Genomic DNA, 20,577 nt, shown 5'->3' with positions numbered 1-20,577 from the left:
CGCTGTGGCCAGCGTCTTGAAAGCCTGCCTTTGGAGTGGATTGAAGCAACTGGCAGAAAGTAAATGATAAGAATTATCATAAGCGCCTTTCGCCCTCCCCAGAGAGTCGTCGTATGTCTTCAACCAACCGCGAGCCGGCTCTGGACCTGATCCAGAACAATGGCGCCGAGCCGCTGGGCACCTGGAGTGGCGGGGCGAAGGTATCGCGGCGGGCATTGCTCGGCGGACTGAGCGTGGCCGGTGCGCTCCTCGCCAGTGGCTATGGCGCGAGCAAGTGCGGCGCGCTGCCAACCCTGTTCAGCGATTGCGCCACTGGCACCGGGCAACGACGTGGCTGGCGGCTGGCGTCGGGCCTTTCAGTGCTACTGGACAGCCGCAGCGCGCTGGACAGCGTTGACCGCGCCGTGACCTTGCAACGTGGACGGGTGTTGCTGGAGGTGACGCAGGGCGCTGGAGTCAGCCTGCGAACTGCGCAGATATGCATTCTGCCGGGGCAGGCGGCACGCTTAATCGTTCAGCAACAGGCCGGCGTCACCCTGGTGCAGATGCTTGATGGCGTGGCGTCGATCGCGTGTGGTTCGGCAGCGCCGGTGGTACTGGAAGGCGGTTGGCAGCAACTGTTCGGCGACAAGGGCTGCACACCGAGAGCTGCGCTGCCGGATGGTGCTGGAGCCTGGACCCACGGGCACCTGGTGGCCGAGCACATGCCCCTGGCCGAGGTGCTGGAGGAGCTCGACAACTATCGCCCCGGCGTGCTCAGGTGCGACCCGCGGGTCGCGGGATTGCAGGTCAGCAGATCGTTGTCCCTCGACCAGCCGGACGACAGCCTGACGCTGCTGAGCGAAGTGCTGCCAGTCCGGGTCCTGCGGGTGCTGGGGTTCTGGGTCAACGTGGTGCCGGCCTGAGTCCGTCTGTTTCAACGGCTGAACAGCGTGTTGTCGGGACCTGCAACGTACCGCACGCGCCAGTCACTTACTTCACCTGGCCGTTGTACACCACCGTCGCGGCGCCGTCCTTCTTGATGGTCAGCTTGTTGCCCTCGGCCATGCTTTCGACCATTTCCGAACAGCCTTCCACTTCGGCCTTGCCGTCCACGTACTCACCGCTGGTATCGAAGCTGAAGACATAGGTGGACGCCGGGCAGGCATTGCCGCCTTCGCCCGTGGAAACCACGAGTACATAGCGGTTGGGGCCGAAGGTATAGGCCTTTTCGATGGCGACGTAGCCGGTGCTTTCGGCATCGGCGACGACGGCCTCCATGACGTTCATCACGCCCGCCCGGGACTGGTAGTTCAGTGCAGTGCCCAGTTCCATGCCTTGCACGGTGAACGGCCCGGCGCCTTCGTCGCCGACTGGCAGCGGCTCGTAGGCGATGCTCGGCGCCAGCGGCGCGGTGGCCGGTTTGGCCAGCAGCGCGGGTTGCGGCTGGGGGTTGACGCACTGTCCACTCTCACAGATGCGCTCACCTTTGCAGTCGGTGTCCTTGGCGCATTGGCCAGACACTGCGGCGGTCTGTTCGGCCTTGTCGCAGCCGGCGATGGCCAGGGTGAGGAGGGCGAGGGTAAGCAGTCGCTTCATCAGCGAAGTCCTTTTCATGGATGAGGGCCGCGTAGTATCGCCAATCCGTGGGCGGATGTCGTGGGGCACGCCTCTTCCAGGCTGGTTGCGGACCAACGCTCAGGATGATTTGTCGTCCTGGTCCTGTGTGGGTGCAATCGTGGAGTCTTCCTCGGCAGGTACTCTCGCCTCGGGCGTGCCAGATGAGAGGGTGGAGGGAGGTGTCCCGACAGGCCCATCGCTGTCATGCGTGCTCAAGGTGCCGGCGGGCGGCATGAACAAGCCCATGAGCATGGAAAGGAACGCACCGAACAGGGTAGAACAGCTGATGGTCACGAACAGGCGCTGAGCTACGCTGTGGCGTTTTTGCAGGTGGATCTCGAAGCCTGTCAATGCACCCTGGATGTCACTGGAACGTGCTGTTGGCTTCCCGGACCACGATAGCCGGGTCGTGGCGAAATAACGGTGTTCGACATCATCACCACGCCCGATGTTCGGCCCCATCGACAGACCTTGAACAGGAGGGAGCGCGGAGGTCAATTCAAACACCGAGGATGCGTACAACAGCGCTCCCCGCAAGGGGGGCCCGCAATTGAGATCGTCAGGCTTTCCATTCTGGTTCGGTTGGCCCGAGACAGCGTCCTGGCAGCGCAGATTTCGGGTGGCGAGCTGAACCTGGGCTGAAACTTGACCGAATCCGGCGTCCATTGCATCAGCGGCCAGGCGGAAGCTGCCTTGAGGGTTAGAGACATCTCCTGCAAGGTGTACGGCAAATGACGAAGATTCACCCATGGCCCTCTTCAGTGTCCCTCGGGTTACGATACTCGGCCCATCGTTGAGTGAGAAACCACGAGGAATGATCCGGCCTTCCTCCAAGTGAAGCACCAGGTTTTCGGTGGTGATCAGTGCATAGGGCGGGGTACTGCAGCTGGGGTGCTCCGACGGCAGTGCTTGGATGGTGAGCGCTGACTGGAATGGCAGCACCTCCATCATGGCAGTCACCTCGGCAACCGAGTTGCAGGCGTCGTCGACATGGATCTCTATGCGGGGTGTGCCCAGGCTTTGCGTTGACTCGAACAGATCGAGTCCATCGTTGACGTACAACACGGGTAGCAACGAGATGATGCACCCAGTTGCGAGCAGTACGCCTGACATGGAACGCTTCAGTTGCATTTCTGGACGTCCCCTGACGTGCCTTGCAGATCGCAGCGCTGATAAGGCTGGCATCTGGCCAAATAGCGCTGAATGAGCAGGTATGCAGATTTCAGTTCGTCACCAACAACTCCGGCCCCAGGTAGCGGTTGATCTGGTCGATGTCGTCATCTCCCAGGCTGCCCACCGAAGACGCCAGGCGCAGCCGTGACATCAGGTAATGCAGCTTGGCCTCGAACAGGTCATGGCGTGCCACGAACAGCAACTCCTCGGCGTTGAGCACATCGGCATTGGTGCTGGTGCCGCCCGCGCTGAAACCCTTGCGCGCCGAGAGCAGCGAGCGTTCGTTGGAGGCGACCGCCCGCTCCAGCGCGTGCACGCGCAGGGCTCCGCTCTGCACGCCGCGGAACTCGCGGGTGGTGCCGGTGATGACTTCCTGGCGTGTGGCGTCGAGCTCGTCCAGGGCCTTGGCACTGTTGGCACTGGCCTGCCGGCTCAGCGCGCTGACACCGCCACCGCTGTACAGCGGGATGTTCAGCTCCAGGCCGATTGAGCTGTAGTGGTTGCGCTGGTTGAGCTCGGATATCGACTGGCTCTTGCCGGCGGTGTAGCCGGCGACGAAGTCCAGGGTTGGCCAGTGACCGGCCTTGGCACGCTTGAACTCTTCCTCGGCCTGCGCGTAGCTGTGCTGGCGCGCATGGATCAATGGGCTGTCGGCCTGGGCCCGGGCCAGCCAGTCGCGCAGGTTGTCCGGCAGCAGCGGCGGGGTGGCGAAATCTGTTTGCAGGGTGGTCAGCGACGCCGGTGTCTCGCCGATGTATTCGGCCAGCTTGCGGCTGGCATTGGCCAGGTCGTCCTGGGCCTCGATCAGCTGGGCTTCGGCAAGGTCGCGGCGGGCCAGGGACTCGTCGATATCGGTGACGGTGCCGGCACCCAGCTGCATGCGTCGCCGGGCCGAGGTGAGCTGTTCCTCGAAGGAGGCGAGCTTGGCGCGGGCCAGGGTGATGGTCTCGCTAGCGAGGAGCACGTCAAAGTAGCTGTCGGCCAGGCGCACGGCGGCGTCCTGGCTCTTGGCATCGAACACAGCGACGCTGTAGTCGGCGCGCTGCTGGCCCTGACGGTATTCAGCCATTTTCTGCTTGTTGAACAGCGGCTGGCGCAGGCGCAGGTTGGCGCCGGTGGAGTCGTAGTCGAGGTCATTGTCGATGCCGTGCTGGCGCTGGCTGCCGTCGATGCGGTTGGCGTAGGCCGATGCGTTGACCTGCGGCAGCAGGCCGGCCTGGCCGATGGCGCGGTTTTCCAGGCCGGCCTGCTGTTCATGCACCGCGGCGCGGTAGATCGGCCCCTGGTACTGCAGCAGGTCCCAGGCCTGCCTGAGGTCCATGGCGGCTGCCGGCAACGCCAGCGCCAGCAGGCACAGGCCAAGGCAGTGGCGGTTCATCTCATTGCTCCTTGAACGCGGCGTCGACGCGTTCGAGCAGGGGCTTGAGCAGGTAGCTCAGCAGGTTGCGCTCGCCGGTCTTGATGGTGACGGTGGCGGGCATGCCGGGGCGGATATGGTTGCTGCCGAGCAAGGCCATGCCATCGGCCGTGACCTCCACCTGGGCCAGGTAGAACGGCTGCTTGCTCTCCTCGTCGAGCAGGCGGTCGGCGGAGACGGTCAGCACGCGCCCGGGGATGTTCGGCGTGCTGGCATGGTTGAAAGCGGGGAAGGCGATGTCCACGGCCAGCCCCGGCGTCATCTTGTCGATAGCCTGCACCGGTATCATCGCGTCGACCTGCAGCGGCTCGTCGAGCGGGACCACCTCCATGATCCGCGCGCCGGGCTGCACCACCCCGCCAACGGTGGCGATGCCCAGGGCCTGGACCATACCGTCGATGGGCGCGCGGATGACTGTGTGAGTCACCTCGTCGTCCAGGGCGCGCAGGCGGTCGGCCAGGGTGGTGCTCTCCTTGGCGGTGTCGGTCAACTGCGACTGCACTTCCTTGAGGTAGTCGTGGCGACGTTGCAGCACGCGCAACTTGAGCTCGGTGACCTGGCTGCGCACACGGGCAATGTTGTTGAGGTTCTCCGCTTGCCCGGCGGAGAGCTCTGCGTTGCTGCGCTCGAGCTCGAGCAGGCGGTTGCGCGGCACGTAACCTTCGGCCGCGAGCATGCGAGTGCCTTGCAGCTCCTGGCCGAGGAAGCCGATCTGCGAGGCGCGTGCGCCGTACACCTGCTGCAGGCCCTTGAGCTGCGCCGCCGAGGCGGCGAGGTTCTCTTCGAGGATGCTGATCTCTCCGGCGAGCCCCGCGCGGCGCGTATCGAGCAGGTGCTGTTGCAGGTCCATGGCTGAAAGCAGGCGCGGGTCACCTGCGTATTGCCTGAGCAGTTCGGGGGCGAAGATGACCGTGTCGCGCCCGTCCCGCTCGGCCTCCAGGCGGTTTTCCACGGTCTTGCTGACGATGTACTGGGCGCTGACCGCGCCTTGTTCGGCCTGCGCATGCAGGGCGTCCAGACGTACCAGCGGCTGGCCTTTGCCGACCCGCTCGCCTTCGTGCACGAGAATCGCCTCCACGGTGCCGCCGCTCAGGTGCTGCACGGCCTTGCGGTTGCTGGTGACCTTGACCGTGCCGGTGGCGACCACGCCGGCGTCCAGCGGCGCCAGCCAGGCCCACAGGAGAAAGCCGCCGAAGCCGGCGAGCACCAGCCACAGGCCCCAGCGCACGGGTTTGCCAACGTCCAGGTCAAGCAGCTCGGTGTTGGCGGCAAGCAGTTCGGTATGCGCGGTGGTGGACATGATCGGTCACTCCCTTGCCTTGACGGCGGCCAGTGGGGTCGCGGTGCCAGCGGGGATGACGCTGGCCGTGCGCAGGGCGGCGAACACTTCGTCGCGGCTGCCGAACATCTGCACGCCGCCATCGCGCAGCATCAGTACCTTGTCGACGGCGCAGAGCACGTTGGGGCGGTGCGAGATCAACACCACGGTGGCGCCGCGGCCCTTGAGCTCGGCCAGGGCGTCGACCAGGGCTTTTTCGCCGACGTCGTCGAGGTTGGCGTTCGGTTCATCCAGCACGATCAGGTTGGGTTCGCCGTACAAGGCACGGGCCAGGGCGATGCGCTGCTTCTGGCCACCGGACAACGGGCTGCCGTCGCTGTCCAGGCGGGTGTCGTAGCCCTGCGCAAAGCGCAGGATCATGTCGTGCACGCCGGCGCTCCTGGCGGCGCGGATGACCGCGTCGCTGTCCACCTCGCCAAAGCGGGCGATGTTGTCGGCGATGCTGCCTTCGAACAGCTCCACGTCCTGGGGCAGGTAGCCGAGCCAGGGGCCCAGTTCGCGTTTGTTCCAGGTGAAGATGTCGGCGCCGTCCAGGCGCACCTTGCCGGCCTGGGCTGGCCATACCCCGACCAGCAGCCGGGCCAGGGTCGACTTGCCGGACGCCGAGGGGCCGATGACGCCGAGGCTTTCGCCTGGCAGCAGGCTCAGGCTGACCCCGCGCAGGATGGTGTTGCTGGTGCCGGGCGCCCCGGCGTAGACGTTCTCCACGGCAAGCATGCCCACGGGCCGTTGCAGCGACATGCTCGGCGGGCGCTGCGGGTAGTCTTGCAGCAGGCCGTTGAGGCGGCTCCAGGCCAGACGGCAACCGAGCAGCGGTTTCCACGCGGCGATCACCTGTTCCACCGGGCCCAGCGCACGGCCGGTAAGGATCGAGCAGGCGATCATCATGCCGGGGGTGATCTTGCCTTCGATGGCCAGCAGGGCGCCGGTGCCGAGGATCAACGACTGCAAGGTGATGCGCACGAAGCGCCCGATGCTGCCGATGACGGCGGCGCGGTCGGAGGCCAGGGTCTGCATCTGCAGGATGCGCAGGTGGCTCTGGAACCAGCGCTGGCTGATCGACGGCAGCATGCCCATGGCCTCGATCACTTCGGCATTGCGCAGGTTGTTGTTGGCGTAGTGGGCGCAGGCGAGGGCGGCGTGGTTGGCCTCGGACAGCGGTTGCTTGGTGGCTTTCTCGGTGAGCCAGGCCAGGGCCGCGAGGATCAGCGAGCCGACCAGCGTGACCAGCCCCAGCAATGGGTGGATCAGGTAGGCGACCAGCAGGTAGATAGGTGTCCAGGGCGCGTCGAAGAAGGCGAACAGGCCATTGCCGGTGAGGAACTGGCGCACCTGTGCCAGGTCCTGCAGGGCCTGGCCGGGGCTGCCGCCGGCACGGCTGAGGTTGCGCTCGAAGGCGGCGCTGAACAGGCGCCGGTTCAGCGCCATGTCCAGGCGATTGCCAACCCGCACCAGTACTCGGCTGCGCAGCAGCTCCAGGGCGGTCATCAGCAGGAACAGGCCCGTCACCAGCACCGTCAGCATGCCCAGGGTGGTGAGGTTGCGGCTGACCAACGCGCGGTCGTACACCTGCAGCATGTACACCGCAGGTGTCAACATCATGACGTTTATCACCCCACTGAACACCGCCAGGGCATAGAAGCTGCGTCGCAAATGAAACACTGCCTCGGCCAGCTCGGAGCGGGTACCTGGATGCCTGGTCATCGGGGGGAGCCTCCCTCTTCGCAAAAGCCGTCCGCCGTTGCGGCGGTCGGGCTAGAAGCCTTGTGGTTGCTGGTTTGCAGAAAGGTTGGTCGCTCTTTTGGCGCGTTTTCCGAATACAGTGCAAGCAGCCCACAAGCAGCAGAGTAGGTGCCTCAGAAACATCCTGTAATATCTTTTTGCTCTATCGGTTCCTTCAAGTTCCTATTAAAAACAGTGGGTTGATAACCATTATCGCTGGCAAGGTTTTTTTGCTGACGAAATATTGACAAGATTTTGCAGCGCAACTTTAGTCTTAATCAGTTCGTGGGAACTTTCGCCGCAGGCCTGCTGTCGCCCCGACCCCTCCGCGAATCCTCTGTCGACATTCCTGTAGGAGCAGAACATGACTCGTTTCCTGTTCTTGTGCCGAGTGAATGGGCTCTACAGGACGTTCCCCTCCCACTCGCGAAACCATGGCCCACCCACCGCCCGGGAGCGCCGCGCCTGATCGTCGGCGAGCCCTGAACCCCGCGAATTCCAGGTTCGCATCCCGCGCGGCGGGCTGAGCCCGTGTTCGCCACTAGACAACCGAACCGCATAACCGTGCACGCCAATGACCGGGCGTGGCGAGCGCCTGCGCCTGCCCGCCGCCCGACAGATCGAGGTCAGCCAACATGGCCAATTTCAGCAAGTCCGACCTGCAATTCATCCTCCAGCAGATCTTCATCGCCGAGGCCCATGCCAACGGCGCCAGCCTCATCGACCTGCTGCCCAACAGCCAGGTGCCGTTTGGCCTGCGCACCGTCGATGGCAGCTACAACAACCTGGTGGCCGGGCAAAGCGAATTCGGCGCCGCCGACAACGCCTTCCTGCGCCTGATGGATGCCCAGTACCGGGCGGCCTATGCCGGCACCGGCATGGTGGTCGACAGCCAGCCACGCACCATCAGCAACCTGATCGTCGACCAGACGGCCAGCAACCCGGCCGCGGTCGAGGCCAACGGCGGTGCTGCGCCGGTGCTCAGCCCCGGCATCGACGGGGTGTTCGGCACCGCGGACGACAAAGCAGTGTTCTTCATCCCCAACCAGTCGCCGGACGCTGGCCTGACCGCCGGTTTCAACGCCTGGATGACCTTTTTTGGCCAGTTCTTCGACCATGGCCTGGACCTGGTCACCAAGAGCAGCAGCGAGATCGTGTTCATCCCGTTGCAACCTGATGATCCGCTTTACGTGGCCAACAGTCCGACCAATTTCATGGTGCTGTCGCGTGCCGTGCGCACGGCTGGCGCCGATGGCGTGCTCGGCACCGCCGACGATGGCCAGCCCAACACTACCTCGCCCTTTGTCGACCAGAGCCAGACCTACAGTTCGCACCCCTCGCACCAGGTGTTCCTGCGCGAGTACGCCCTCGACGCGAGCGGCCATCCGGTGGCGACCGGGCGTCTGATTACCAATCGCGACCTGGGCGCCGATGGCAAGTTCGGCACCAGCGACGACGGCAATGCCGAGAATGGCGGCATGGCTACCTGGGCCGTGGTCAAGGCCCAGGCCCGCGACATTCTCGGCATCAACCTGACCGACGCCGACGTGCATCGGGTGCCACTGCTGGCCACCGACGCCTATGGCAACTTCCTGCGCGGGCCCAACGGCATGCCGCAGGTGGTGATCCGCGTGGGCAATGGTGCCGACGGCATTGCCGGGACCGCCGATGACGTCACCCAGCTGGTCGAAGGCAACCGCGCCGCGCCCATAAGCCTGGCCAATGCCGTGAGCACGGGCCACGGCTTCCTCGACGACATCGCCCACAACGCCGAGCCGGTGCTGGTCGGCGGAGTGTTGCAGGCCGACGCCGATACTACCGTGGGCAATGCCCAGCCCATGGGCCCGGGTGGCAACAACTTGAGCTACGACAACGAACTGCTCGACGCCCACTACATCGCCGGTGACGGCCGGGTCAACGAGAACATCGGCCTGACCGCCGTGCACCACGTGTTCCACTCCGAGCACAACCGCCTGGTCCAGCAGACCAAGGACACCGTGCTTGCCTCCGGCGACCTGGCGTTTCTCAACGCGTGGCTGGCCATCGACGTGGTCGCACTGCCCGCCACGCCCGCCGAGGTGGCTGCGTTGGTGTGGAACGGCGAGCGCCTGTTCCAGGCTGCCAAGTTCGGTACCGAGATGCAGTACCAGCACCTGGTGTTCGAGGAGTTCGCCCGTACCCTCCAGCCGCAGATCGACGAGTTCCTCGCGCCCAACGGCTATGACACCTCGATCAACCCGGCGATCCTCGCCGAGTTCGCCCATGTGGTGTACCGCTTCGGCCACTCGATGCTGACCGAGACCGTCGACCGCTTCGACCCGGCGTTCAATCCGATTCTCAGCGACCCGGACAACCCGGACCAGCAACTGGGCCTGATCGCCGCCTTCCTCAACCCGCTGGCCTTCGCCGGCAGCGGTGCCACCGCCGATGAGGCGGCCGGGGCGATCATCCGCGGCGTGACCCGCCAGCTCGGCAACGAGATCGACGAGTTCGTCACCGAAGCACTGCGCAACAACCTGCTAGGCCTGCCCCTGGACTTGCCGGCGCTGAACCTGGCGCGTGGTCGTGATACCGGTATCCCTTCGCTCAACGAGGCGCGGCGCGAGTTCTACGCGATGACCGGCGACAGCCAGCTCAAGCCCTATATCAGTTGGGTCGACTTTGCCGACCACCTCAAGCACCCGGCGTCGCTGGTCAACTTCATCGCCGCCTATGGCACCCATGGCACCATCACCTCGGCGGCGACTCTGGCCGACAAACGCGCCGCGGCGCTGGCGTTGGTGCTGGGGGGCAGCGGCGCACCCGCCGACCGCCTGGAGTTCCTCAATGGCACCGGCAGCTGGGCCAATGTGACCAAGGCCGGCCAGGACGGCGTGCTGGGCACCGCGGACGACCTGACCGCGGTGACGGTCACCGGGGTCGATGCCATCGACTTCTGGGTGGGCGGCCTGGCCGAACAGAAGATGCCCTTCGGCGGCATGCTCGGCTCGTCCTTCAACTTCGTCTTCGAGACCCAGCTGGAGGCCCTGCAGAACGGCGACCGCTTCTACTACCTGGCGCGTACCGCCGGGCTGAACTTCGGCGCGGAGCTGGAAAACAACTCGTTCGCCAAGCTGATCATGGCCAACTCGGATGTCACCCACCTGTCCAACACTGTGTTCCTGACGCCGACCTTCACCCTGGAGGTGAACCAGGCCAACCAGTTCACCGGGCTGGGCGGTGACGGTCGCGCCGATCCTACCGGCGGCCTGCAGATCAACGGCGTGGAGATCGTGCCGCTGGTGATCCGCGACAATCCCGATACCGAGGGCGCTGACAGCAACTACCTGCACTACACCGGCGAAGACCATGTGGTGCTCGGCGGTACTTCGGGCGACGACATCATCATCTCCGGCGAAGGCGACGACACGCTGTATGGCGATGGCGGCAACGACTACCTCGAGGGCGGCGCCGGTAACGACGCCGTCCTCGGTGGTGCAGGCGACGACATCATCACCGATGCGTTCGGCGACAACCGCCTGGAGGGCAACGCCGGCAACGATGTAATCGTGGCGGGCAGCATGCTTGCTGCCGGCAACCTGATCCTTGGCGGCGATGGCCAGGACTTCATCATCACCACCGAAGACATCAGCACCACCTTCGGCGGCCAGGGCGACGACTTCATCCTTGGCGCCAAGACCAACCTGCCGCCCACCGGCAACGAGGGCGACGACTGGATCGAGAAGGGCACCCAGGACGGCGCACCGGGCGACAACTTCGCGCCGCTACTCACCGATGAAGTGGTGGGCAACGATATCTTCGTCGGTGGCGGCGGATTCGACGAAATGATCGGTGAGGGCGGCGACGACATCTTCGTCGGCAGCGATGCCCAGGACAAGATGGACGGCATGTCCGGCTTCGACTGGGTCACCTACAAGAACGACCAGGTCGGCGTCACCGCCGACCTGAGCCTGGCCGCGCTGGCGCAGCCCCATGGCAACGCGCCGAACCAGAACGCCGGGGTGTTCAACCCGGTCGGCGCCTCGCCGGCGTCGATCCTCGACCGCTTCGCCGAGGTCGAAGGGCTGTCCGGTTCGCGGTTCGCCGACGTGCTCAAGGGCGATGACGTCGATGCGGTGACCATCCTCAACCATGGTGGCACGACGGGCAGCGCCCTGAGCAATGTTGCGCTGATCCGCGGGTTGGCGCAGTTCCTCGCCGACGCCGGGCTGCCGACTACCGGCTTCGCCACCGGCAACATCCTGCTGGGCGGCAATGGCAGCGACCTGATCGAAGGCCGTGGCGGTGACGACCTGATCGATGGTGACAAGTGGCTCAACGTGCGCATCGCGGTCTACGCCGCGGATGACGTCGACCACACAGGGCCCGAGATTGCCAGCTTCGACAGCATGGTCGAGATGATCCCGTTCATGCTCGACCGCACCTACAACCCGGGCCAGCTCAAGGCCATCCGCGAGATCCTGCCCGGCACCTCGACCGGCGGCGCCGCCTTCGACACCGCGGTCTTCTCCGGGGTGCAGGCCGAGTACGTGGTGACCCAGGACACCCGTGGTACCGCCGACCTGGCGGACGATGTGTGGACCGTGACCGACACCGTGGCCGGTCGTGACGGCACCGATACCCTGCTGCATATCGAGCGCCTGCAGTTCGCCGATGCCCAGCGCGTACTGGTGCCAGGGCTGAACGCGCAGCCGACCGGCAGCCCGAGCCTCAGCGACGGCAACGGTGGTGCGATCACCGTCGGCGATATCCTCAGCGTGAGCATGGCCGGCGTGCGCGATGGCGACAATGTCGCAGCGGGCAACCCGCTGGGTACTCTGGCCAACGCGTCGGTGTCCTACTTCTGGCAGTTCGAGGCCGACCCCGGCAGCGGCGTGTTCCAGGACATCATCCTGCTGCCGGCCGGCGACCTGGCGTTCCAGAGCGCCGATGGCACCGCGTTCAAGGTGTCGCCGGACCTGGCCGGGCTGTCGCTGCGGGTCAAGGCGATCTACCAGGACGGCCATGGCACCACCGAGGTGCTGTTCAGCGCGCCCACCAGCGTGGTCGAGGCCGGCGCCCCCATGGTGCCGACTGCGCCGACGCCGGTGGTCGATGCCAGCGCGGGGGGCGATGGCCTGCACATGGTCCGCTCCGACCTCAACTTCATCCTGGCCCAGATCAAGATTGCCGAGGCGCACGCCGCCGGTCAGGACATACTCTCGTTGATCCCCAACATCCGCGCGCCCCTGGGCCTGCGTGCGGTCGACGGCTCTAACAACAACCTGATGAACCTCAATGGCCACGACCACACCGGCTACGGCGCCGCCGACCATGTCTTCCCGCGTCTGACCGACCCGGTGTTCAACGCTGCCGAGGGCGCGCCCGCCGGCTTCTTCGGTCCGGGTTCGCCGGCCATTCCCGGCTCGTCCTACCAGCAGACCAGCGGCTACGTGTTCGACTCGCAGCCACGCACCATCAGCAACCTGATCGTCGACCAGACTTCGAACAACCCGGCGGCCTACGCCAGCGCCTACGACCCCGGCGCCAACGGCGTGCTGGACTTCGGCACCCCCGGCAACGACGACCAGCTCAAGGACGGTGTGCGGGTGGTCGCCAGCCCAGGTATGGACGGCCAGTTCGGCACCGGCGACGACCATGATGTCTTCCTGTTCGAGAACACTGCGGCGGATGCCGGGCTGTCGGCGCCATTCAATGCCTGGATGACCTTCTTCGGCCAGTTCTTCGACCATGGCCTGGACCTGGTCACCAAGGGCGGTTCGGGGACCATCTTCATCCCCTTGCAGCCGGACGATCCGCTGTACGTGCCAGGCGGCGCCGCCAACTTCATGGTGCTGACCCGAGCCACCAACCTGCCAGGGCCGGACGGCATCCTCGGCAACGCCGATGACATCCATGAGCACAGCAACACCACCACGCCCTTCGTGGACCAGAACCAGACCTACAGCTCGCACCCCTCGCACCAGGTGTTCCTGCGTGGCTACCAGCTCACCGCCAGCGGTCCCATCGCCACTGGCCGGCTGATCACCAACCGCGACCTGGGTAGCGACGGCAAGTTCGGTACCGGCGACGACAGCGAGATCGGTGGCATGGCCACCTGGAAGGTGGTCAAGGCCCAGGCCAACGACATTCTCGGCCTCCGCCTCACCGACGCCGACGTCGACAATGTGCCGCTGTTGGCCACCGACGCCTATGGCAACTTCATCAAAGGGCCGCATGGCTATCCGATGGTGGTGATGAAGGGCGCCGACGGCCTGGGCGGCACTGCTGACGACGTGCTGGTCGAGGGCAACCCGCTGGCGCCGATCGACCTGACCAACGCGGTGCGCACCGGCCACCAGTTCCTTGCCGATATCGCCCACAATGCCGTGCCAGTGTTCACCGGTGGAGTGCTGGCCCCCGACGCCGACGCTGCCACCGGCAATGCCGTGCCGGTCAACCCGCACACCGGCGCCAACCTGGCCTACGACAACGAACTGCTGGACGCCCACTACATCGCCGGCGATGGCCGGGTCAACGAGAACATCGGTCTGACGGCGGTGCATGCGATCTTCCATGCCGAGCACAACCGGCTGGTAGCGCAGACCCAGGACACCGTGCTCGACTCGGGCGACCTGGCCTTCCTCAACGAATGGCTGCTCGCGCCGGTCAGCGCCTTGCCTGTCAGCCAGGCAGAGGTCGATGCGCTGGTGTGGAACGGCGAGCGGTTGTTCCAGGCGGCCAAGTTCGGCACCGAGATGCAGTACCAGCACCTGGTGTTCGAGGAGTTTGCCCGTACCATCCAGCCGCGCGTGGACTTGTTCTTCGCCCCGACCCAGGTCTACGACGTCGACCTCGATGCCTCGATCGTCGCCGAGTTCGCGCACACCGTGTACCGCTTCGGTCACTCGATGCTGACCGAAACCGTCGACCGTTTCGACATCGACTTCAAAGTGATCGGTGACCCGACCAGCGCCAACCCCGAGCAGCAGCTCGGCCTGATCGCGGCATTCCTCAACCCGTTGGCGTATGCCGCCAGCGGCGTGACGCCGGAGGAGGCGACCAGCGCCATCGTGCGTGGGGTGACCCGCCAGGCCGGCAACGAGATCGACGAGTTCGTCACCGAGGCGCTGCGCAACAACCTGCTCGGCCTGCCACTGGACCTGCCGGCGATCAACATCGCCCGTGGCCGCGATGTCGGCATCCCATCGCTCAACGCCGTGCGCCGCGACATCTTCGGGCAGACCGGAGACACCCAGCTCAAGCCCTATACCAGTTGGGTCGACCTGGTGCAGCACTTGAAGCATCCGGAGTCGCTGATCAACTTCATTGCAGCCTATGGCACCCACGGCAGCATCACCTCGGCCATCACCTTGGACGACAAGCGTGCCGCGGCGTTGGCCCTGGTATTCGGCGGCGCTGGCGCGCCGAGCGACCGCCTGGACTTCCTCAACGGCAGCGGCACCTGGGCCAACGTGACCCTGGCCGGCAAGGATGGGGTGATGGGCACTGCCGATGACCTCAAGGGTGTGACGGTGACCGGCGTCGATGCCATCGACCTGTGGATCGGCGGTCTGGCCGAGGCCAAGACGCCGTTCGGCGGCATGCTCGGCAGCACCTTCAATTTCGTGTTCGAGAACCAGCTGGAGAAACTCCAGGACGGCGACCGTTTCTACTACCTGGAGCGCACCGCCGGCCTGTCGATGAACGCGGAGCTTGAGAGCAACTCGTTCGCCAAGCTGATCATGGCCAACACCTCGGCCACCCACTTGCCGGGGCTGGTGTTCTCCGATCCCGGTTTCTACCTGGAACTGGATCGCGACAAGCAGTACAACGATGGCCTGGGCAACGCCGACCCGCTGGGTGAAAACGGCCAGCAAGTGGTGTTCCGCGACAGCCCGCTGACCGATGGCCCCGACAGCAACTACATCCGCTATGCCGGTGACCAGCACATCGTGCTGGGCGGCACCCAGGGCGATGACATCCTCGTTTCCAGCGAAGGTGATGACACGGTCTGGGGTGATGGCGGCAACGATCGTATCGAAGGGGGCTACGGCAACGACCAGCTGCGCGGTGGCGCCGGCGACGACATCATCAGCGACATGGGCGGCGACGACAACATCCAGGGCGGAGACGGCAACGATGTGCTGCATGGTGGCAATGGCGTCAACCTGATCATCGGCGGCTTCGGCAACGACTTCATCGTCACCGGCGAGGATGCCTCCGAAGCCATCGGCGGCCAGGGCAACGACTTCATCCTCGGCAGCAAGGCCAACGAGCAGGACATGGGCAACGAAGGCGATGACTGGATCGAAAAGGGTACCTCGGACGGGGCTCCCGGCGACAACTTCGACCCGCTTGGCAACGACCCGGTGATCGGTAACGACGTGTTCGTCGGCGGCAACGAGAACGACAAGTTCAACGGCGAGGGCGGTGACGACATCATGGTCGGCAGCCTCGGCTTCGGCGATCGCTACATCGGCGGCTCGGGCTATGACTGGGCAACCTTCAAGGGCCTGGCCCAGGGCGTGAGCATCGACTACAGCGACCGCTTCTTCGATGTGCCGCCGGTTCCGGGCTCGGGGGCCTCGGCGCTGGTGCGCTTCGACATCATGGAAGGCCTTTCGGGCTCGGCGCATGGCGACTTCCTGCGCGGCGACAACGAGGACGCCACCTCGCTGCCGACTGCCGGGGCCACCGGCAGCGTGCTCACCAACATCAGCCTGATCAACGGCTTGGCCGGGCTGCTGCGCGCCGGCGCGACCTTCTACGACGGCGGCAACATCATCCTCGGCGGCAGCGGCAGCGACCTGATCGAAGGGCGTGGCGGCGACGACATCCTCGATGGCGACAAGTGGCTGAACGTGCGCATCAGCGTGCGTGCCAACAACGACGGCAGCGGGGCGGAAATCGCTTCGTTCGACAGCATGGAACCGATGGTGCCACTGATGCTCAAGGGCACCTACAACCCCGGCCAGCTGGTGATCGTGCGGGAGATCCTCAGCGGTACCGACCAGTACGACACCGCGCTGTTCTCGGGCATTGCCACCGACTACCGTATCGTCATCGAGGGCAACACCGTGATCGTCACCGACACGGTGGTCGGGCGCGACGGCGCCGACCGCCTGACTGGCATCGAGCGCCTGCAGTTCGCCGACGGCGCCCTGGCCTCGGGCGTGGGCAGCGCCATCAACAACGGCCCTACCGGTCACCTGGCGATCGTCGACGATGCCAGCGGCCTGCGCGATGACACACCGGTCGCGGGCCAACTGCTGCGGGTCAGCAACCTGGCGGTGCACGATGCCGACAACCAGGGCGCGGGCAACCCGAACGGCGCGCTGAACGGGCCGGTGGCTTACTACTGGCAGGTCGAGAGCATCCCCGGCACGGGCGTGTATGAGGACATCACCTTCGTTGCCGCCGGCGAAGCCTCGCGGGTGACCGGCAGCACTTATCGGGTGGCGGACGATGTCGCCGGCCTGAACATTCGTGTACGTGCGGTCTACCAGGACGCCAAGGGCACTCTGGAGATTGTCGATTCGTCGGCCAACAGCGCGCCCAGCAGCGGGCCCGCCGTGGCCGGGCTGCTGGCGCAGAACCAGGTACTGACCGCCAACCCGGCTACCATCGTCGACGCCGATGGTATCGGTGGCGCGCCGTTCACCTTCCAATGGCAGATGAACAACGGTGGGGGCTGGCTTGACATCGGCGGCGCTACTGCCAGTACCTTTACCCTCGGCCAGCCCCAGGTCGGCCAGCATGTGCGGGTGCAGGTGGGCTACGTGGACACCTTCGGCGTGGCCGAGCGCGCCGCCAGCGACATCCTCGGCCCGGTGGCCAACGTCAACGACGCGCCGACCGGCGCGGTGCTGATCAGCGATACCACGCCGGACCAGGGGCAACTGCTGACTGCCTCAACCGCCGGCATCGCCGACCTCGACGGGCTGGGGGCCTTCAGCTTCCAGTGGCAGCAGGGCGTGGCTGGCAACTTCGTCAACATCGCCGGCGCCACCGCAGCTAGCTACACCCCGGGCTTCGCCCAGGGCAACCAGCAACTGCGGGTGATCGTGCGCTACACCGACGGCTTCGGCGCCCAGGAGACGGTGACCTCCGCGGCGACCACCGCGGTGCGCCTGCTGAGTGGCGTCACGCTGGTGGGTACCAATGCGGCGAATACCCTCACCGGTGGCGTCGGCAACGATGTGCTGCGTGGCCTGGGCGGCAACGACACGCTCAATGGCCTGGGGGCCGTCGACCAGCTGTTCGGCGGGGTGGGCAACGACATCCTCAACGGCGGCGACGACGATGACTTCCTGTTCGGGGAGGACGGCAACGACACCCTCAACGGCGGCCTTGGCGCGGACGCCATGGACGGTGGCCTCGGCAACGACACCTTCGTGGTCGACAATGTAGGCGACAGTGTCATCGAGGTGGCCGGTGGCGGCACCGACCTGGTGCAGACCAGCCTGCTCAGCTACCAACTGGGCGCCAATGTCGAGAACCTCACCTACACCGGCAACGGCAACTTCGCAGGTTTAGGCAACGCACTGGCCAACACCCTCACGGGTGCTGCCGGCAACGACCGGCTCGATGGCGGGGCAGGTGGTGACCGAATGGTAGGCGGTGCCGGCAACGACACCTACATTGTCGACTCTGCCTCGGATGTGGTGGTCGAGGCAGGCGGTGGTGGTACCGACACCGTGCTGACCGCGCTGGCCAGCTACAGCCTGGGTGCCAACGTCGAGAACCTGACCTACACCGGCGCTGGCAATTTCGTCGGCACCGGCAACGGGCTGAACAACGTCATCACCGGCGGTGTCGGCAACGATACGCTCACGGGCGACGGTGGTAACGACACCCTCATCGGCAACGCGGGCAACGACACGCTCAATGGCGATGCCGGCAACGACCAGTTGATCGGTGGCCTTGGCGCGGACAGCCTCAACGGTGGTGGTGGCGATGACAGCCTCGACGGCGGTGACGGCAACGACACGCTCAATGGCGGCGTTGGCAACGATACGCTGCAGGCCGGGGCCGGCAACGACAACCTCGATGGTGGCGTCGGCATCGATGTGCTGGCCGGTGGCGATGGCGACGACACGGTGCTGGGCGGGGGCGGCAACGATGTGGTGCAGGGTGGCAACGGCAATGACTTCGTCGATGGCGGTGCCGGTGACGACATCGTCAGTGGCGGGGCTGGCAACGACACGCTGGTCGCCAACGACGGCAACGATATCTTCCAGTTCGCGGCGGGCTTCGGCACCGATCAGGTGTTCGGTTTCGACGCCGCCCCGGCAGGCGGCCAGGACCGGCTGGATATCACGGCACTGAGCATTACCGCGGCGACCTTTGCCGGCAGCGTCAGCATTGCCGATGTGGGCGCCGATACGCTGGTGAGTTTCGGTGGGCCTGACTCCATCCGCCTGGTCGGGGTGGGGGATGCGACCAGCGTGACGGCGGCGGACTTTATCCTGGCGTCCTGAGGCAATGGCGCAGCGTCGCGTCAGCGGCGCTGCGCCAGGTCTTTGCTTGCTGCTCCACTTCATCCAAACACACAGCCTAGGAACGCACGCCGGCCGTCTGGTCATCGACCCTGCGCAGACTGATCATTTCGCCGACCCGGACCTTGCGCCGGGGCTGGCCTTGCCCAGCACGGTCCGGGCACCATCGGCGACGCTGTAAAAAGGCATCAAGGAGGGTCATCGGGCTGTCCTGAAGTGGATTCGCCGCAAAGTCTGGCAGCGCTGCGCTCACTGTTTCCCCAGACCGCGTAGTCCGTTTCCCAAACCTGAAACGGGGCCGTGGAGCGGCCCCGCTGATCCGGTGTCGGGCTTCAGAAGCCGAAGTCGCTCAGGCCCGGGTGATCGTCCGGACGGCGCCCCAGTGGCCAGCGGAACTTGCGCTCGGCTTCGCTGATGGGTTGTTCGTTGATGCTGGCGTGGCGATTGCGCATCAGGCCGTCCTCGGCGAACTCCCAGTTCTCGTTGCCGTAGGCGCGGTACCACTGGCCGCTGTCGTCGCGGTACTCATAGGCGTAGCGCACGGCAATGCGGTTGTCGGTGAAGGCCCAGAGCTCCTTGATCAGGCGGTATTCGAGCTCGCGGTTCCACTTGCGGGTGAGGAAGGCCTGGGCCTCTTCGCGGCTGCTGCAGAATTCGGCGCGATTGCGCCAGTGGGTGTCGGTGGTGTAGGCCAGGGCCACCTTGGCGGCGTCGCGGCTGTTCCAGCCGTCTTCGGCAAGGCGGACTTTCTCGATGGCGGTTTCACGGGTGAACGGGGGCAATGGTGGGCGGGACATCGTGGTCAATCCTCAAGGTCGGTGGGCTTGGTTTGCAGAACCGAGAGTAGTCCGGTCGGCTGGCGGGGAGAATCGGTGCCCTGGGCACTTCATAATTGCTCTTGGAGGAACAATCCCGCCTGGCACGCCTGTCTATAGTTACCCCAGACATTCGCTGGAGCCCGCCATGACCCTGATCAGCCGCGAACCCTGGTGGCTCGTCCCGCCCAAGCCCGGGCAGACCGAGCAGGACCTGCACTGGGGCTACCTGGAAATCTACGCCGACGGCCGCACTGTGTTCGTCGACCAGCGACCCAGTGAGCGGGAGCTGGCCGAACGCAAGAGTTGCCGTAACTTCCCCGACGCCGAAAAGCCTTGAGTCAACCTTCGAGCTGGGCCAGGCGCGCCTCCAGCGCCGCCACCCGTGCTTCCAGCGCCTCTATGCGCTCGTCCGCCGCGCTGGCGCGCGTGCCGCCTTCCTGCTGGCGGGCAGCGAGGATCGCCTCGATCTCGGCCGGGTCGCCCAGGGCGTGGGTGTAGCGGTCTTCGCGCTGGCCGGCCTGGCGCGGCAGGTGCAAGGCCAGGCCCCGCGAGACCAGGCGCTCGAGCTGGTGCTGGACCTGATCGACATCCTCGAATTCATGCAGGCGGTTGCTGCGGGTCAGCAGTTCGCTGAGGGTCTGTGGGCCACGCAGGAACATCAAGCCCATCAGCACAAGCTGCGCCGGCACCAGCTCCAGGCCCTTGTCCACCCGCTGTTCCCAACGGTCGGCGCGGCTGCCCATCTGCAGGCGCGCCATTTCCTGGTTCTCCAGGGCGCGCAGGGCCTGGCCGACCTGGCCGGGGGAGAGGTTCATCACCGGTTCACGGCTGGTCTTCTGGTTGCAGGCCAGGACCAGGGCATTGAGGGTCAGGGGGTAGGTTTCCGGGCTGGTGGCCTGTTTCTCGATCAGTGAACCGAGCACGCGGATCTCGATGCTGTTGAAACGGCCTTCGCGGGTGGTTTCGTGTTCTGACATGGCCCTGTCTCATTGCGAGGAAAAGGCCCTTAGCCTAGGTAAAGCGCCGGGC

The 20,577-nt window shown here is 65.6% G+C and carries 10 protein-coding genes; 3 read left to right on the top strand and 7 right to left on the bottom strand.

The features are described from left to right. Positions 1-113 precede the first annotated feature (113 nt). Complete coding sequence (locus LOY42_RS16820) at positions 114-905, top strand: FecR domain-containing protein (RefSeq protein ID WP_258598527.1); 792 nt, start codon at positions 114-116, stop codon at positions 903-905. A 67-nt stretch (positions 906-972) separates the two neighbouring features. Here LOY42_RS16820 and LOY42_RS16815 read toward each other — a convergent pair whose 3' ends face one another. The 5 genes from LOY42_RS16815 to LOY42_RS16795 all read right to left on the bottom strand — a co-directional run bounded on the left by LOY42_RS16815 (position 973) and on the right by LOY42_RS16795 (position 7,232). Beyond that, positions 973-1,578 (bottom strand): hypothetical protein, encoded by a 606-nt coding sequence (locus LOY42_RS16815; RefSeq protein ID WP_258598525.1) that lies wholly within the window; start codon positions 1,576-1,578, stop codon positions 973-975. Between the two features lie 99 nt (positions 1,579-1,677). Next, positions 1,678-2,730 (bottom strand): hypothetical protein, encoded by a 1,053-nt coding sequence (locus tag LOY42_RS16810; protein WP_258598523.1) that lies wholly within the window; start codon positions 2,728-2,730, stop codon positions 1,678-1,680. A gap of 91 nt (positions 2,731-2,821) precedes the next feature. After that, positions 2,822-4,150, bottom strand: a complete 1,329-nt coding sequence (locus tag LOY42_RS16805; RefSeq protein WP_258598522.1) for a TolC family outer membrane protein — start codon at positions 4,148-4,150, stop codon at positions 2,822-2,824. 1 nt (position 4,151) lies between these two features. Further along, positions 4,152-5,489: an HlyD family type I secretion periplasmic adaptor subunit gene (locus tag LOY42_RS16800; RefSeq protein ID WP_258598520.1), complete on the bottom strand. Its 1,338-nt coding sequence runs from the start codon at positions 5,487-5,489 to the stop codon at positions 4,152-4,154. A gap of 6 nt (positions 5,490-5,495) precedes the next feature. Then, on the bottom strand, positions 5,496-7,232 hold the full coding sequence (locus LOY42_RS16795; RefSeq protein WP_258598518.1) for a type I secretion system permease/ATPase: 1,737 nt from the start codon (positions 7,230-7,232) through the stop codon (positions 5,496-5,498). A 653-nt stretch (positions 7,233-7,885) separates the two neighbouring features. Between LOY42_RS16795 and LOY42_RS16790 the strand changes: the two genes are divergently transcribed. Continuing rightward, positions 7,886-18,712, top strand: coding sequence for a peroxidase family protein (locus LOY42_RS16790; protein WP_258598517.1), 10,827 nt, complete (start codon positions 7,886-7,888; stop codon positions 18,710-18,712). 350 nt (positions 18,713-19,062) lie between these two features. On the opposite strand, the gene LOY42_RS16785 is transcribed toward LOY42_RS16790, so the two are convergent. Then, the gene (locus tag LOY42_RS16785) at positions 19,063-19,527 is read right to left on the bottom strand and encodes a DUF1348 family protein (protein ID WP_046856235.1); all 465 of its coding nucleotides are present in this window, start codon (positions 19,525-19,527) and stop codon (positions 19,063-19,065) included. A gap of 166 nt (positions 19,528-19,693) precedes the next feature. Between LOY42_RS16785 and LOY42_RS16780 the strand changes: the two genes are divergently transcribed. Continuing rightward, a complete protein-coding gene (locus tag LOY42_RS16780; protein WP_023631521.1) occupies positions 19,694-19,885 on the top strand; it encodes a hypothetical protein in 192 nt (63 codons plus the stop codon). A gap of 1 nt (position 19,886) precedes the next feature. Here LOY42_RS16780 and LOY42_RS16775 read toward each other — a convergent pair whose 3' ends face one another. Further along, a complete protein-coding gene (locus tag LOY42_RS16775) occupies positions 19,887-20,525 on the bottom strand; it encodes a YceH family protein (protein ID WP_102683336.1) in 639 nt (212 codons plus the stop codon). Positions 20,526-20,577 lie beyond the last annotated feature (52 nt).

The sequence above is a fragment of the Pseudomonas sp. B21-023 genome (genome assembly GCF_024749165.1).
GTDB lineage: Bacteria > Pseudomonadota > Gammaproteobacteria > Pseudomonadales > Pseudomonadaceae > Aquipseudomonas.
This window is presented reverse-complemented; position numbering and strand designations above follow the sequence as displayed.